Source organism: Acinetobacter calcoaceticus, from assembly GCF_900520355.1.
GTDB lineage: Bacteria > Pseudomonadota > Gammaproteobacteria > Pseudomonadales > Moraxellaceae > Acinetobacter > Acinetobacter calcoaceticus_C.
Genome location: NZ_LS999521.1, coordinates 3,023,352 through 3,038,046 on the forward strand (window position 1 = coordinate 3,023,352; position 14,695 = coordinate 3,038,046).

Sequence of the window (14,695 nt, forward strand, 5' to 3'; positions counted from 1 at the left end):
ATCTTGCCTTCTTATGAAAAGCAATTAGATCAAAATTTAGAATAAAGATGCAAAATCATCGGTACAGGTTTTTACCATAATAACCGCATCTTCCCGCCCACCTTCTGGAGTAGGATAATAATTGCGACGAAGATCGATTTGGTGAAAACCTGCTTTTTCATATAAACCAATAGCGGCTTTATTACTTTCACGAACTTCTAAAAATATTTGTACTGGCTGATTTTTTAACTGATCTATTGATGTATTTAATAATTCATATCCTAAGCCCTGACCTTGCATCTTAGGATCAACTGCCATGAGCAATAAATTTGCTTCATCTAACACTGGCTGTAAAATACAGAATCCAACCACTCTATTTTGTGACTCAATGACTGTACATTGATAAGAATTCAAAGATTCTACAAATTGCTGTCTTGACCATGGATGTGTTTGCACTGATTTTTCGATTTGTACAACAATATCAACATCAGTGTTTTGCATAATACGAATCATGGGTTCCAGCACAATCAAAGTTCTAAAGTAATGCGTATTATAAAAACTTCACAAGAAAAAACGAGTAAAAAAAAGGACAATTAAATTGTCCTTTTTTACTATTCTTTTTAGAGGCCTAATTTTTCACGCCAAGTTGCCAGCAATGCTGTAGTGTCAGAATCATTTGGATGAAATTTTGGTCTTAAGAAATCAAGTAACTCTGGAATTTGACGTGTCATAAAACCTTTACGACCATACATAAACTTAAGCATGTACTTCGTATCTTTCCATGTTAATTTACCATCAGTTTTTAGTAACTTAGCAGTAAAATGTGTCTGAGTTGCAAAAATTAATGCCATTGCAATGATTAAAGCTGTTGAACGCATAAAATAAGCTTTCGGCCCTTTTCCATACATGCTTGTATATACATCGAATGCCACAGCTTTATGCTCATTTTCTTCTACAGCATGCCACATCCACAAATGATACATCGTGTCGTCTTGGAACATGGCCTGAATTTCAGGATTCTGTAAAAGTTCAGCTGCAATCGTAGAAGTGAAATGCTCTAAAGCACACGTTCCAGTTAAATCAATCATTTCTTTGGTATAACCAAAAGGTTTCATTAATTTAGTGACAACAGCAGTACCCATTTTAATCACTGTACCTGTCTGCTTTTCCATATGACGAACATCATATCCATAAGCCTGTGCTGAGGCATTAAAGGCAAGATGTTCTTTAGAATGCATCGCTTCCTGACCAATAAAAGCGCTAATCTCTTTTTGAAGATCAGAATCGGCAAGTTTCGGATCATTTCGAACAGCACGTGTACTATTCACAAAGAACTGCTCACCTTCTGGAAAAAGGGCCGATAATGCTGTCATGAAATGAGTTAATCCTGCATCATAATTCGCCCAATAGCGTGGGACCTGAGTAAATTCAAAGTCCATACGACGCACAGGAAAACTAGCACCAGCACGATTAGAAATATTTACCTTAGCATTCATCTCAGACTCCTTTTAAGTGAATAGCTAATTCACATATAACTTTATTTATTTTCTTAATATTTATAATCATACGTCTTTCAATGGGCCAAATAAGTGCAGATGAGGACAGAGAAATATCAGATGAGGTCATTAATACCCCTATAAAGGTGCATTTTTGTACTTAAAAAGAAAAAAGGGCTACTAATGAGCCCTTTTAAACCAACAGAGATTTAAATTACAAACCTAATTTTGCTTTCCATGTTTTCAACAGACCTACTGTATCCAAATGATTTGGATGGAAACCAGGCTTAAAGTAAGCCAGCATTTCTTTAGCCATGCCAGTAATGATACCTTTCGATGGGCTATATGCGTATTTATAAATCACAGATAGCTCATCCAGATTTAATTTTTTATCTTGTTTTAATAAACGAAGCACAAAAGAAGACTGAATCAAAAAAATCAAAGTCATCGCAAATACTAGAGAACTCGTACGTAATGCATAAGCTTTTACACCTTTACCAAATACACCTTCATAGACGTCAAAAGCTACGGCTTTATGCTCATTTTCTTCGATAGCATGCCAATACCACATGGTTGACATGGTTTCGTCTGTCATCAACTCTTGAATATGCGTATTGACTAATAACTGTGAAGCAATCGTAGCGGTAAAATGTTCGAGTGCTGTTGTAGCTGTTAGGTCAACCATGTCTTTGGTCATACCGAAAGGTTTGACAATTTTTACAAAAGTTTTAATTGCTGTTTGAATCGCTGTATCAGTAAACTTCTCTAACGCTTCCACATCATGACCAAACTTTTGAGCGGAGGCATTAAAATTTACATGCTCTTGAGTATGCATTGCTTCTTGCCCAATAAAAGCACTAATCTCTTTCTGAAGCGTTTCATCATCTTTAATAGAAGGGTGATAACGTACTGTACGTACACTATCTATAAAGAATTTCTCACCAGCCGGGAACAAAGCTGACAGTGCTGTCATAAAGTGTGTTAGTCCAGCAGAACCATTCATCCAATATTCTGGTACATCATTAAAGTCAAAGTTCATACGACGTACAGGAAAGCTCGCCCCTGCACGATTAGTAATATTCACTTTAGCATTCATACTCAAAGCTCCTTATAAGTAACCCAAGTTACTCAAACTTTATTGTTCGTTTTCTTGATTCTTATCATACAAATTTAATAAAAAGGATTAAGTGTAAATAAGGACATTGAAATATCAGTTAAGGCCAGCTTTTATAGTGATTGTTAGACAATTAAATATAAAAAAAGCGCTCTAAAAAGAGCGCTTTTTTTCACTAAAAGTGATTATGCAGTTACTTTCGCAACAACACCAGCACCTACAGTACGACCACCTTCACGGATCGCAAAACGTAGACCTGGGTCCATTGCGATCGGGTGGATTAATTCTACTGACATTTCAACGTTGTCACCTGGCATAACCATTTCAACGCCGTCTTGTAATTGGATTGCGCCAGTTACGTCAGTTGTACGGAAGTAGAACTGTGGACGGTAGCCGTTAAGGAATGGAGTATGACGACCACCTTCTTCTTTAGAAAGTACGTATACTTCTGCATCGAATTTAGTGTGTGGCTTGATTGTACCTGGTTTAGCAAGTACTTGACCACGTTGTACGTCTTCACGCTTAGTACCACGTAGAAGAACACCACAGTTCTCGCCTGCACGACCTTCGTCAAGCAATTTACGGAACATTTCTACGCCAGTTACAGTCGTTACTACTGTGTCACGAATACCAACGATTTCAACTGATTCGCCAACTTTAACGATACCAGATTCAACACGGCCTGTTACTACAGTACCACGACCAGAAATAGAGAATACGTCTTCGATTGGCATCAAGAATGCTTTGTCGATAGCACGTTCTGGTTCTGGAATGTAAGAGTCAAGCGCTTCAACAAGAGCAAGAACTGAAGGCTCGCCATATTGACCAGCATCGCCTTCCAACGCTTTAAGCGCAGAACCACGGATAACTGGAGTGTCATCACCTGGGAAGTCATAAGTAGAAAGAAGTTCACGAACTTCCATTTCTACTAATTCAAGTAATTCTTCATCATCAACAAGGTCACACTTGTTCAAGAATACGATGATGTAAGGTACACCAACCTGACGAGAAAGAAGGATGTGTTCACGAGTTTGTGGCATTGGGCCATCAGTCGCAGCACATACAAGGATCGCGCCGTCCATCTGAGCAGCACCAGTAATCATGTTTTTAACATAATCGGCGTGGCCCGGGCAGTCTACGTGAGCGTAGTGACGGATTGGAGAATCGTATTCTACGTGTGAAGTATTAATTGTAATACCACGTGCTTTTTCTTCAGGTGCTGAGTCGATTTGTGAGTAATCTTTCGCTTCACCGCCGTAAGTTTTTGCACAAATAGTTGCAATCGCAGCAGTTAAAGTTGTTTTACCATGGTCAACGTGACCGATTGTGCCCACGTTTACGTGCGGCTTATTACGTTCAAACTTGGCTTTAGCCATGATGATCTTCCTTTATAAACTGCTCATGCAGGGTCACTGCACGAGCGCTTGGTTTTTAACTAAGAATTAGTTTGGGCTTATAGTAATCGAAAGATTACTCGTCGTCACCTTTTTTACCGCCAGTCTGGAACTTAGCGATGATGCCTTCAGCCACGTTACGTGGAGTTTCAGCGTATTTAGCGAATTCCATAGAATAAGTCGCACGACCTTGAGACATAGAACGCATTTGAGTCGCGTAACCAAACATCTCAGCCAATGGAACTTCTGCTTTAATTGCTTTTGTTCCACCAGGAAGATCATCCATACCTTGAACCATACCACGACGACGGTTTAAGTCACCCATGATATCGCCCATGTAGTCTTCTGGAGTTTCTACTTCAACTTTCATGATTGGTTCAAGAAGGATAGGATCTGCTTTCATGAAACCGTCACGGAAAGCGTACGAACCAGCCATTTTGAATGACAATTCATCAGAATCGACATCATGGTAAGAACCATCGAATAATGTCGCTTTGATACCCACAACAGGGTAACCAGCTAATACACCATTCTTCATACGTTCTTGAATACCTTTGTCAACCGCACCAAAGAATTCTTTAGGTACAGTACCGCCGACAACTTCTTCAGCGAATTGGTATTCTTTACCAGCTTCTTCAACATCCATAGGCTCTAAACGAACATATACATGACCGAATTTACCTTTACCACCTGTTTGACGAACGAACTTACCTTCTTGCTCAACAGTCTTTTTGATTGTTTCGCGGTAAGCAACCATTGGTTTACCAATGTTCGCTTCAACACCGAATTCACGCTTCATACGGTCAACGATGATGTCAAGGTGAAGCTCACCCATACCAGCAATAATTGTTTGACCAGATTCTTCGTCTGTACGAACGCGGAACGATGGATCTTCTTTAGCCAAACGACCTAAAGCAATTGACATTTTTTCTTGGTCAGCTTTAGTTTTTGGTTCAACAGCCAATGAAATTACTGGCTCTGGGAATTCCATACGCTCAAGTGTAATGATGTTTTTCTCATCACATAATGTATCACCAGTAGTAACGTCTTTAAGACCTACACACGCTGCGATATCACCTGCACGGATTTCATCAAGATCTTGACGTTCGTTCGCATGCATTTGCACGATACGACCGATACGTTCACGCTTAGATTTAACTGGGTTATAAACCGGATCACCTTGTTTAAGAACACCAGAGTAAACACGTACGAATGTTAAGTTACCTACGAATTTGTCGTTCATGATTTTGAACGCTAACGCAGAGAACGGAGCTTCGTCAGATGCTTCACGAGACGCTTTAGTTTCGTCTTTGTCGTCAAGGATACCTTCGATCGCTTTAACTTCTGTAGGTGATGGTAAGAATTCAATTACAGCATCCAACATACGTTGAACACCTTTGTTTTTGAACGCAGAACCACAAAGCATTACTTGAATTTCAGAAGCTAATGTACGAGCACGTAAACCTGCAATGATCTCTTCTTTAGTAAGATCACCTTCTTCAAGGTACTTGTCCATTAATTCTTCAGAAGCTTCAGCCGCAGCTTCAACCATTTTGGTACGCCATTCATTAGACGTATCAACTAGGTCAGCTGGAATTTCAGCATATTCAAACTTCATACCTTGAGATGCTTCATCCCAGATAATTGCTTTCATTTCGATAAGGTCAACAACACCTGCAAACGTATCTTCTGCACCGATTGGCACAACGATAGGTACAGGATTACCACCTAAACGAGTTTTAACTTGCTCAACAGCACGGAAGAAGTTTGCACCAGTACGGTCCATCTTGTTCACGAATGCTAAACGAGGCACTTTATATTTGTTTGCTTGACGCCATACAGTTTCAGACTGAGGTTGTACGCCACCAACTGCACAGTAAACCATGCACGCACCGTCAAGAACACGCATAGAACGTTCAACTTCGATTGTGAAGTCTACGTGTCCCGGGGTGTCAATTACGTTGATACGGTGTTGTTCGAATTGGTTACCCATACCAGACCAGAAACAAGTCGTAGCAGCCGAGGTAATTGTAATACCGCGCTCTTGCTCTTGTTCCATCCAGTCCATTGTTGCTGCACCATCGTGTACTTCACCAATTTTGTGAGATACACCTGTGTAGAACAAAATACGTTCTGTTGTAGTTGTTTTACCTGCGTCGATGTGCGCAGAAATACCGATGTTGCGGTAATTACTAATTGGGGTTTGGCGAGCCATGAGGTCTACATTCCTAAATGTTATATTTAAAACAGGACGCATCAATTAGATTGATGCGTACAAATATCCAAGCAGGCAACTTAAATACCCGCAAAGCTCCCACTTTGATAAAGAGCAATGTTGAATCGAGCTGCTGTACGCATGAATATTCTCCTGATTAGGGACTGTTTTATCCGCTTAGAAACGGTAGTGAGAGAAGGCTTTGTTGGCTTCAGCCATACGATGCACGTCTTCACGTTTTTTGATTGCTGAACCTTTACCTTCAGCTGCATCAAGCAACTCACCAGCAAGACGTAAAGCCATCGTTTTTTCAGAACGCTTAGCAGCAGCATCTACTAACCAACGCATTGCTAAGGCAGTACGACGGGATGGGCGTACTTCCATAGGTACTTGATAAGTAGCACCACCAACACGGCGTGCTTTTACTTCGACCATAGGACGAACTTTTTCAAGAGTAGTCTCGAAAAATTCAACTGGGTCTACTTTGTTTTTTTCTTGAACACGTTCTAAAGCACCGTAAACGATACCTTCAGCAACAGATTTTTTACCATCTTGCATTACGTGGTTCATGAATTTAGCGATTGTTTGGCTGCTAAATTTTGGATCTGGAAGGATCTCACGAGCAGCGACTACGCGACGTCTTGGCATTTTAATACACCTAATAATATGACACTTCAGGATAATCCAGCAGTTTGTACAAGTGTCATGTACACGACGCTGGCCTTACTATACGTCGCTTGAATTACAAAACTATGAAGAATTCAAACAAGCGAAACGCTAAAGGGCTTATTGGACTAGTTTCCTAGAATTACTTCTTAGGACGCTTAGTACCGTATTTAGAACGTGATTGATTACGATCTTTAACACCAGCACAGTCTAATGAACCACGAACGGTATGGTAACGTACACCTGGTAAGTCTTTAACACGACCACCACGGATAAGAACAACACTGTGCTCTTGTAGGTTATGACCTTCACCACCGATGTAGCTAGATACTTCAAAACCTGAAGTTAAGCGAACACGGCAAACCTTACGCATAGCTGAGTTAGGTTTTTTTGGTGTAGTTGTATAAACACGTGTACAAACACCACGACGTTGTGGACAAGCCTTCAACGCAGGAACTTTGGATTTTTCAACCAAAGTCGTACGACCCTTACGGATCAACTGATTCGTTGTTGCCATATGGCAATTCTCCCGTTATTAATAAACCTTAAAAAGAAAATACCTCTTTTTAAGGGCACATAATTGTAAGCTAAGATGCAAAAATGGTCAACACGGCAATACTTACCAAATGTTGACCATATCAATCTTTGACAGGATAACTTACAAATTTAAATAGAGTTCAGATTTTATTTTTAAAGCTCTTATTTGTAAGCGTATTGTTAAGAGTATTTTTTATCCTCTAATCCCTCTTCATCTTCTTCAGGAGTTAAAGCTGGTTTTTGCTCCGTATGCTCGTGTTCCTCTACATGTTTATCGGCAAGTTGCTCGATACCTTGATGAACATTTTCCTGAATTTTCTCTTCACTCTTTTTACTTTCTGTAGGCTTTAAGACAATAGATACTTTTGAAATTACATCATGATTTTCTACTTTATGATGATGTGCAGTATGAACATTACCATCTTCACCAACATTTAAAAGACGTGGACTGGCTTTCTGGATGAGCGTAACTGCAGCATAATAAGCCTGTAACGGAGATAAATGCTCACTCGGATGTTCATTTAAATAATGTCGTGCAGCTCCAAAGATGGCCTGTGCTTTATGACCAACATCTTCTTGTAGTTTCCAACTATATACGGCGCTTAAAACAGCACCAGCAACTGGTGTAACTTTACCAAAGGCTGAGAGTTTAGGAATACGATTTAACCAACTCCATTTAAACTCCCCCTCTTCATCAACTAACCAATTCTTCAAAGTATCTAGATCAGTAGTTGAACCTAACACCTGCTGAAATTGACGAATATCTTGTGTTTCCAACATATTTCGTAACGTTTTTAAAGCTAACAATAGAGTTTGCTTTTCAGCAATCAGACTAATATCCACTTCTTTAAAGATAAACTCGACAACATCTTGGTCTGTAACTTCCAAAAGATCAAAGCCATGTGATCTTCCTGTCTGATAAATTGTTCTTAAAACCAAGACGAGTGAAACTGGAACATCTACAGCAGCACCAACCACACCTGACACGCCTGTAATTGCCCCTTGTATTGTCGCAATTAATTTATTTTGTTCAATGAGCGCCTGACTTAAACGTTGAGAGCGTCCTGTATCTTTAGTTAGTTCAAATAAATCTTTAGCGCCCGCTTCTTCAAGAATTTTTTCAGTTAAGGTGCTTTTTGAACTAAAATCATTCAACCAATTAAATAAATAGCCTGAGACTTTTTGATCCCAATCTGGGGAAAGAAATGTCGCCACACCATTTACTTTTGTAAAATGCCGTCCAAAGACCTGACGAGTTACTCTCGGTAATTGTTCTCGAAGCATTTGTTGAGGACTTTCATATTGCTCAACTTCAAATGGGCTTTTTGCTCTCGATTTACCTTCAACCGTTTTACCAGCTGGAATTGGTTCAATTACCTTACTTACATCACCTGATTGGTTCTGTTGCAAGATACTCAATCCTGTAGAACTGAGCTTTTTAGCCACTCCGAAGACCTGAGAAAACAAATTGTCAGATTGATTATTATTAAATTTTGTCATCAAGTACCTCGATTTTTTAATTTATCTAATTAGACATAAATACTAGGTGGAATGTGGATTTATCTCAACTTGAATGTGTGTATTTTAGTTAACCCTAAATGCAACATACCATGTATTTAGTTATTTTTTTTAAATGTAAAATTGTCATAAAGATTTGCCATAAGAAATAAAAATCCTTTCTGCTATCATGTTAACAACGAAAAAACATGAGTCTTGTTTTCTTACAGCTATATTCTCCTATTCATTTTAATAGCTGTTGATCACGTTAGACTCTTAATATCACCATAAAGGGACCTGTAGATGAAACGTGTTGTAATCACTGGTATGGGTATTAACTCATGTATCGGTAACTCTTTGGAAGCAGTTACTCATTCACTTCAAAATGGAATCTCCGGGACACGTTTTAACCCAACTTATGCTGAACTCAATTTTAAAAGTCATGTGAGCGCTGCTGCTGAACAAGATTTTGATCATATTGACCGTAAGTTAAAACGCTTTATGGGCGTATGTGCAATGTACGCTTACAATGCTGCTGTAGCTGCTGTTGAACATGCAGGCCTTACGGCTGAGCAAATCAGTGGTAATCCACGTTACGGTATTGCAGGCGGTTCAGGTGGTGGTTCAACTGCGTCTGTTGTTGAAATGACAGAGCTTTTAGAGACTAAAGGTGCTCGTAAAGTAGGACCTTTCTTCGTACCACGCAACATGTCAAACACCATTACTGCAAACGTAGGTGTTGCATTTAAATTGCAAGGTATTGCTCATACCATTACAAGTGCTTGTGCAACTTCTGCTGACGCAATTGGTTATGCCTACAATCTTATCCAACTCGGCAAACAAGACCTTATGCTTGCTGGTGGTGGTGAAGAAGATCATTGGTCTCAAAGTTTATTGTTTGATGCAATGGGTGCGCTTTGCTCAAAATATAATGAAACTCCAGAAACAGCATCTCGTCCATATTCAGCAGACCGCGACGGTTTCGTTATTGCTGGCGGTGGTGGTTTTGTCGTACTTGAATCACTTGAACATGCTCAAGCACGTGGTGCCAACATTTTAGCTGAAGTGGTTGGTTATGCTGCAAACAGCGATGGCGCAGATATGGTTGCTCCAAGTGGTGAAGGTGCTACACGTTGTGTATTAATGGCACTTGAAGAAGCTAAGCAACATGGCGTAGACAAAATTGACTATGTAAATACACATGGTACATCTACTCCAGCTGGTGACATTACAGAACTTAAGGCAATGGAACGTGCATTTGGCGAAGGCAATGTACCTCCTCTTAGCTCAACCAAATCTATGACAGGTCATAGCTTGGGTGCAGCTGGCGTACAAGAAGCTATCTACTCTGTTCTAATGATGCAAAATGACTTTATCGCACCAAACATCAATGTAACTGAACTTGATGAAGGCGCAAAACCTTTTGATATCGTACTTGAAAAACGTGATGCAAAATTGAATACTGTAATGAGTAACAGTTTTGGCTTTGGCGGTGTTAACGCTTGCCTTATTTTCAAGAAGTGGGATGCATAATCCCACGTAGGATTATCGATGGATGCACCTTCTGATGCTTTTTTGTGGGTAAAAGCATTACATATTATTGCTGTGGTTTGTTGGTTCGCTGCTTTGTTCTACTTACCACGTCTATATGTTTACCATGCCATGAGTGAAGATGCAGCTAGTCATCAACGCTTTGAAATAATGGAACGTAAGTTGTATCGCGGAATTATGTGGCCTTCTATGATCGCCACATTAATTACCGCCCATTTTCTTGTGGAGTGGGGCGATGCAACTCGACATTACCATCAGGCAACATGGTTTTACCTTAAAGTAGGATTAGTGGCTTTATTAGTCATCTACCATTTGGTATGTGGCTACTATCGTAAAAAACTTATCGGAAATGCTCACTACAAATCACATAGGTTCTGGCGCTTCTTTAATGAAATGCCAACCTTAATTTTATTTGCAGTTGTGATTTTAGTTGTCGTAAAGCCTCAGTTTTAACTGGGGTTTTTTCTTATCCAAGAAATTTCTCTAATTTAGACAATAAAAGCTCGCAGAGTTATTTATATTTAAACTTGTTCAATCAAAAGCATAAAATCAATGCGCTCTTAAAGTTATACCCAATGAGTAACTCTGACTCTTTATTTACTCATAAGTAATCTATACTATCCTAAAGAAATAGATGAACTCACTTTAATGGCAAAGCTATGCTAACCCTTACTGCCCTTAAACGCTCAACCCAACAACAATTTATAGTTCTTACGCTTTTTATTTTTCGTCACTTAAAAAAATATCCCATCAGACATCTAACAGCTCAAGAAAAAGTATTAGCACAACTCGTTTTCGGTGACATGCTCAATTGTGAACAACCTAAAATTATTGCTACTCGTTATCTACCTTGGCAATCTTGCGGTATTTTTATGGCGCCAAACGGAAATATTTACGTCAATCCTTCAGATTACAGCGAAAATTACGCTCTAGAATCTAAATTTATGCAGGGTATTTTTATTCACGAACTCACTCACGTCATGCAGTATCAAAAAGGCATTCATGTATTACTTAAAGGTGCATTGCTGCAATCGGCCTATTATCTTAGCTTTAAAACTTACAACCCCTATAAATACATCTACTCTCCCCACAAGGCGTTTAACTCTTATAATATTGAGCAGCAAGGCGAAATTGCTCGTGACATTTGCTCTGGAAAAATTCCAAATATTATCTGTTCACCTCAACTTCATTTGTAACTAAATAATCAGTCTTTCTTTGAACGTAACATTTTTGCTTAATGTAAATGAGAATTTTTATAAAGCAGAAATACTTACCTAAACTATAAAATCAATCTTATTTAATTCAAATTATTGAAAAAAATATAACGCGCTTATTCCAAATTGGCTTGTGATAAGGCAGTATACAAACAATAAAAATAATGAAGCCTGTTTCTATTCTATACAGAAAATCTCGTTATTTTTACGCAGAAAATATGTGATTGGTATATATTATTGATCTTGACATTTTTGTTTACTATTTTAATTGTTTACTATCGTATCATACACATCGTTGAAAAATTATATCTATAAAAATCAACACTGTGTGTATCTATATTCGTTATGATCTAGGATTAGGTTTGAATGAAAAGTTTTAAAGTTGCCCTTGCTCAGTTTTCTCCGCATATTGGCAATATTGACTCAAACACCAAAAAGATGATTGAGCAAGTGAATCAGGCGAAAAAACAAGATGCTGACCTGATTATTTTTCCCGAGCTTTCTGTTATTGGTTATCCAGCTGAAGACTTACTGCTACGTCCAAATTTAAATAAACGTATGCAAAAGGCTTTTGCTCAGCTTGCCGAAGTTAAAGATATTGTCATGGTTTTCGGATTTGTGAACCAGACAGAAGATGGTCAACGTTATAATTCTGCTGCTGTCATGAAAGACGGTCAAGTTTTGGGTGTCTTTAATAAGCATAACTTACCAAACTATGGCGTCTTTGATGAAAAACGTTACTTCCAAAAAGGCCATCAGCACTTGGTGTTTGAATATCTTGGACATAAGTTTGGCGTATTGATTTGTGAAGATATCTGGTCAATTAATACCGTAAAACAGTTAAGCCAATTAAATGTTGATACTGTTCTTGTATTGAATGCATCACCATATGAGGTCGGTAAACCACAACACCGCACACAAACACTGAGTGAACTTGCAAAACAACTTCATCTGAACATTGTGTACGTTAACCAAGTGGGCGGACAAGATGATCTAATTTTTGATGGCACAAGTTTTGTCAGTAATAAAAGTGGCGAAATTGCTTTACAAGCGCCAAGCTTTAAAGAAGACCTCTACATTGCTGAATTTGACCATGAAAACAAATCATTTAAAGTCACAGAATCTGCGCCTACTTTAGAGACCTTTGCAGAGATCTATCAAGGTTTAGTTCTGGCAACACGTGATTACGTAGAGCGTTCAGGCTTCCCAGGTGTAATTTTAGGTTTATCTGGCGGTATTGACTCTGCCCTTACATTAGCTATTGCTGTTGATGCAATCGGTGCAGAAAAAGTACAAGCCGTAATGATGCCTTATACTTACACTTCTCAAATTAGTGTTGAAGATGCGGCAGAACAAGCTCGACGTATGGGTGTAACTTTCGGTATCGCTGAAATACATTCAGTTGTAAATAGCTTTATACAAACCTTGTATCCTTTCTTTGGCAACTCACCAGCAGATGCAACTGAAGAGAACTTACAAGCGCGCGCGCGCGGCACCTTACTCATGGGTTTATCAAATAAATTTGGTAATTTAGTACTCGCTACTGGCAACAAGTCTGAGCTTTCAGTTGGTTACTGTACACTTTATGGTGATATGGTTGGTGGTTTTGCAGTTCTAAAAGATGTTTATAAAACTATCGTGTTTGAATTAGCGAAATATCGTAATAGCTTAAGTGAAACTCCAGTTATTCCTGAACGTGTAATTACTCGTCCACCTTCAGCAGAACTTCGCCCAGACCAAAAAGACCAAGACTCTTTACCAGCATATGATGTATTGGATGCCATCCTTTACGCATACATTGAAGAAGATTTAGGTCAGGCTGATATTATTGCCAAAGGTTTTGATAAAGAAGTAGTTGAAAAAGTCATCCGTTTAGTTGATCGTAATGAATACAAACGTCGTCAAGGTGCTATCGGTCCGAGAATTACCTCTCGTGCATTTAGCCGCGAACGACGTTATCCGATTGTCAACGGTTGGACAGCGAATGACTGAGCAAAAAAACTCATCAAAAACTACAACACTTGCTCAAGCACTTTTGCTTGAGCAGGTGGAATTTTTCAAAAAACAACTATCTATAGAAAACTCACCTATTTATTTCCGGCAGTTCATCCAACTGTTTATGCAGCATGCCGATGAAATCAAACTTCATGAAGTTGTTGATTTAGAACAATTACAAGCTGTTGTAAAACGCTATGCTTTTGAAATGCAACTTGGGGCAGGATTGCTTGAGTTTATTGGAGAAATCGCACAGCGTATTTACCTATCTGCGATGAAATCCCCCGTACAGCTACAAGATTTGGTGTCTGATCACCAATTTGAAATGTGGCTATCCAAATTTCTAGAAATGGAACACATCAGGCATTATCTTAATGAGTTTTTAAGCACTAGCCCATCTGTCCAACAACTCTGCCAATATATTGCAACTTCAACTCTAGAACAAAAATTACCAAAATTTCTAAACGCATCTAGAATAGATGACTATCATTTTGAATGGCAACATAAACTCAAAAAATTCTCTTTTTTACAACAACAGCGTCTTGAACATAAGCTCGAAACATGGGCCGCTAACTTTATTCATGAGCAATTAACAGAATTAAGTCTTTTATCAGCTGAAGACCTAGAAAGTCTGGTTCGTCATATTTGGGAAGATCTTCGTCACAAAAAAACTTATGAGTTTATGAAGCAGTTGACTCCTCTTGATGTTGAAGAGTTCTTCGTTTTAATTTACGAATATTGGAAAGAATTACGTCAGTCACAATTTATGCAAGATCTTATTTTGTATGGCGTAGAGGTTTTTTATGACTTTTACAAAGATGAAAGTTTATTTGAAGTATTAAGTGAGATTGGTTTAACTGAAACCGATTTACAAACTGAAGCTTTACGTTTTTACCCCAAGGTTATGAATGCCTTTAATGAACACGGTATTTTAGAACCGTTACTTCAAGCGATTTTAGCTCCTTTTTATCAAAGCTCAAAAACACTCGATATTATTGAAAAACATTTTAATGAGTAAAAAAAAGACAAAAAGAAAC

13 protein-coding genes are annotated in these 14,695 nt (G+C 38.6%); 5 read left to right on the forward strand and 8 right to left on the reverse strand.

The genetic code is table 11. The features are described from left to right. Nucleotides 1-36: 36 nt before the first annotated feature. The 8 genes from rimI to AC2117_RS14515 all read right to left on the reverse strand — a co-directional run bounded on the left by rimI (nt 37) and on the right by AC2117_RS14515 (nt 8,901). The gene (gene rimI / locus AC2117_RS14480) at nt 37-492 is read right to left on the reverse strand and encodes a ribosomal protein S18-alanine N-acetyltransferase (RefSeq protein ID WP_133975047.1); all 456 of its coding nucleotides are present in this window, start codon (nt 490-492) and stop codon (nt 37-39) included. Between the two features lie 107 nt (nt 493-599). Next, complete coding sequence (locus AC2117_RS14485) at nt 600-1,475, reverse strand: metal-dependent hydrolase (protein WP_042897737.1); 876 nt, start codon at nt 1,473-1,475, stop codon at nt 600-602. A 214-nt stretch (nt 1,476-1,689) separates the two neighbouring features. Beyond that, a complete protein-coding gene (locus AC2117_RS14490; RefSeq protein WP_133975050.1) occupies nt 1,690-2,571 on the reverse strand; it encodes a metal-dependent hydrolase in 882 nt (293 codons plus the stop codon). Nucleotides 2,572-2,774: 203 nt separating this feature from the next. Then, nucleotides 2,775-3,965 (reverse strand): elongation factor Tu, encoded by a 1,191-nt coding sequence (tuf, locus tag AC2117_RS14495; RefSeq protein ID WP_042894405.1) that lies wholly within the window; start codon nt 3,963-3,965, stop codon nt 2,775-2,777. Nucleotides 3,966-4,059: 94 nt separating this feature from the next. Next, nucleotides 4,060-6,198: an elongation factor G gene (gene fusA / locus AC2117_RS14500; protein WP_003653284.1), complete on the reverse strand. Its 2,139-nt coding sequence runs from the start codon at nt 6,196-6,198 to the stop codon at nt 4,060-4,062. A gap of 177 nt (nt 6,199-6,375) precedes the next feature. Beyond that, nucleotides 6,376-6,846 (reverse strand): 30S ribosomal protein S7, encoded by a 471-nt coding sequence (gene rpsG, locus AC2117_RS14505; RefSeq protein ID WP_003653285.1) that lies wholly within the window; start codon nt 6,844-6,846, stop codon nt 6,376-6,378. A 160-nt stretch (nt 6,847-7,006) separates the two neighbouring features. Then, on the reverse strand, nt 7,007-7,381 hold the full coding sequence (rpsL, locus tag AC2117_RS14510; protein ID WP_002050319.1) for a 30S ribosomal protein S12: 375 nt from the start codon (nt 7,379-7,381) through the stop codon (nt 7,007-7,009). Between the two features lie 200 nt (nt 7,382-7,581). Continuing rightward, complete coding sequence (locus AC2117_RS14515) at nt 7,582-8,901, reverse strand: EcsC family protein (RefSeq protein ID WP_227549206.1); 1,320 nt, start codon at nt 8,899-8,901, stop codon at nt 7,582-7,584. Nucleotides 8,902-9,201: 300 nt separating this feature from the next. Between AC2117_RS14515 and AC2117_RS14520 the strand changes: the two genes are divergently transcribed. From AC2117_RS14520 to AC2117_RS14540, 5 genes are all read left to right on the forward strand, one after another. Further along, a complete protein-coding gene (locus AC2117_RS14520) occupies nt 9,202-10,431 on the forward strand; it encodes a beta-ketoacyl synthase N-terminal-like domain-containing protein (protein WP_133975052.1) in 1,230 nt (409 codons plus the stop codon). A gap of 18 nt (nt 10,432-10,449) precedes the next feature. Next, complete coding sequence (hemJ, locus tag AC2117_RS14525) at nt 10,450-10,902, forward strand: protoporphyrinogen oxidase HemJ (RefSeq protein WP_042898554.1); 453 nt, start codon at nt 10,450-10,452, stop codon at nt 10,900-10,902. 206 nt (nt 10,903-11,108) lie between these two features. Continuing rightward, entirely contained in the window at nt 11,109-11,645 is a 537-nt protein-coding gene (locus AC2117_RS14530) for a hypothetical protein (RefSeq protein WP_133975053.1), read from the forward strand. Between the two features lie 384 nt (nt 11,646-12,029). Next, a complete protein-coding gene (locus tag AC2117_RS14535; protein ID WP_133975055.1) occupies nt 12,030-13,655 on the forward strand; it encodes an NAD+ synthase in 1,626 nt (541 codons plus the stop codon). Next, nucleotides 13,648-14,676: a hypothetical protein gene (locus AC2117_RS14540; RefSeq protein WP_133975057.1), complete on the forward strand. Its 1,029-nt coding sequence runs from the start codon at nt 13,648-13,650 to the stop codon at nt 14,674-14,676. Before AC2117_RS14535 ends, AC2117_RS14540 begins: the two co-directional genes overlap by 8 nt. Nucleotides 14,677-14,695: the final 19 nt, after the last annotated feature.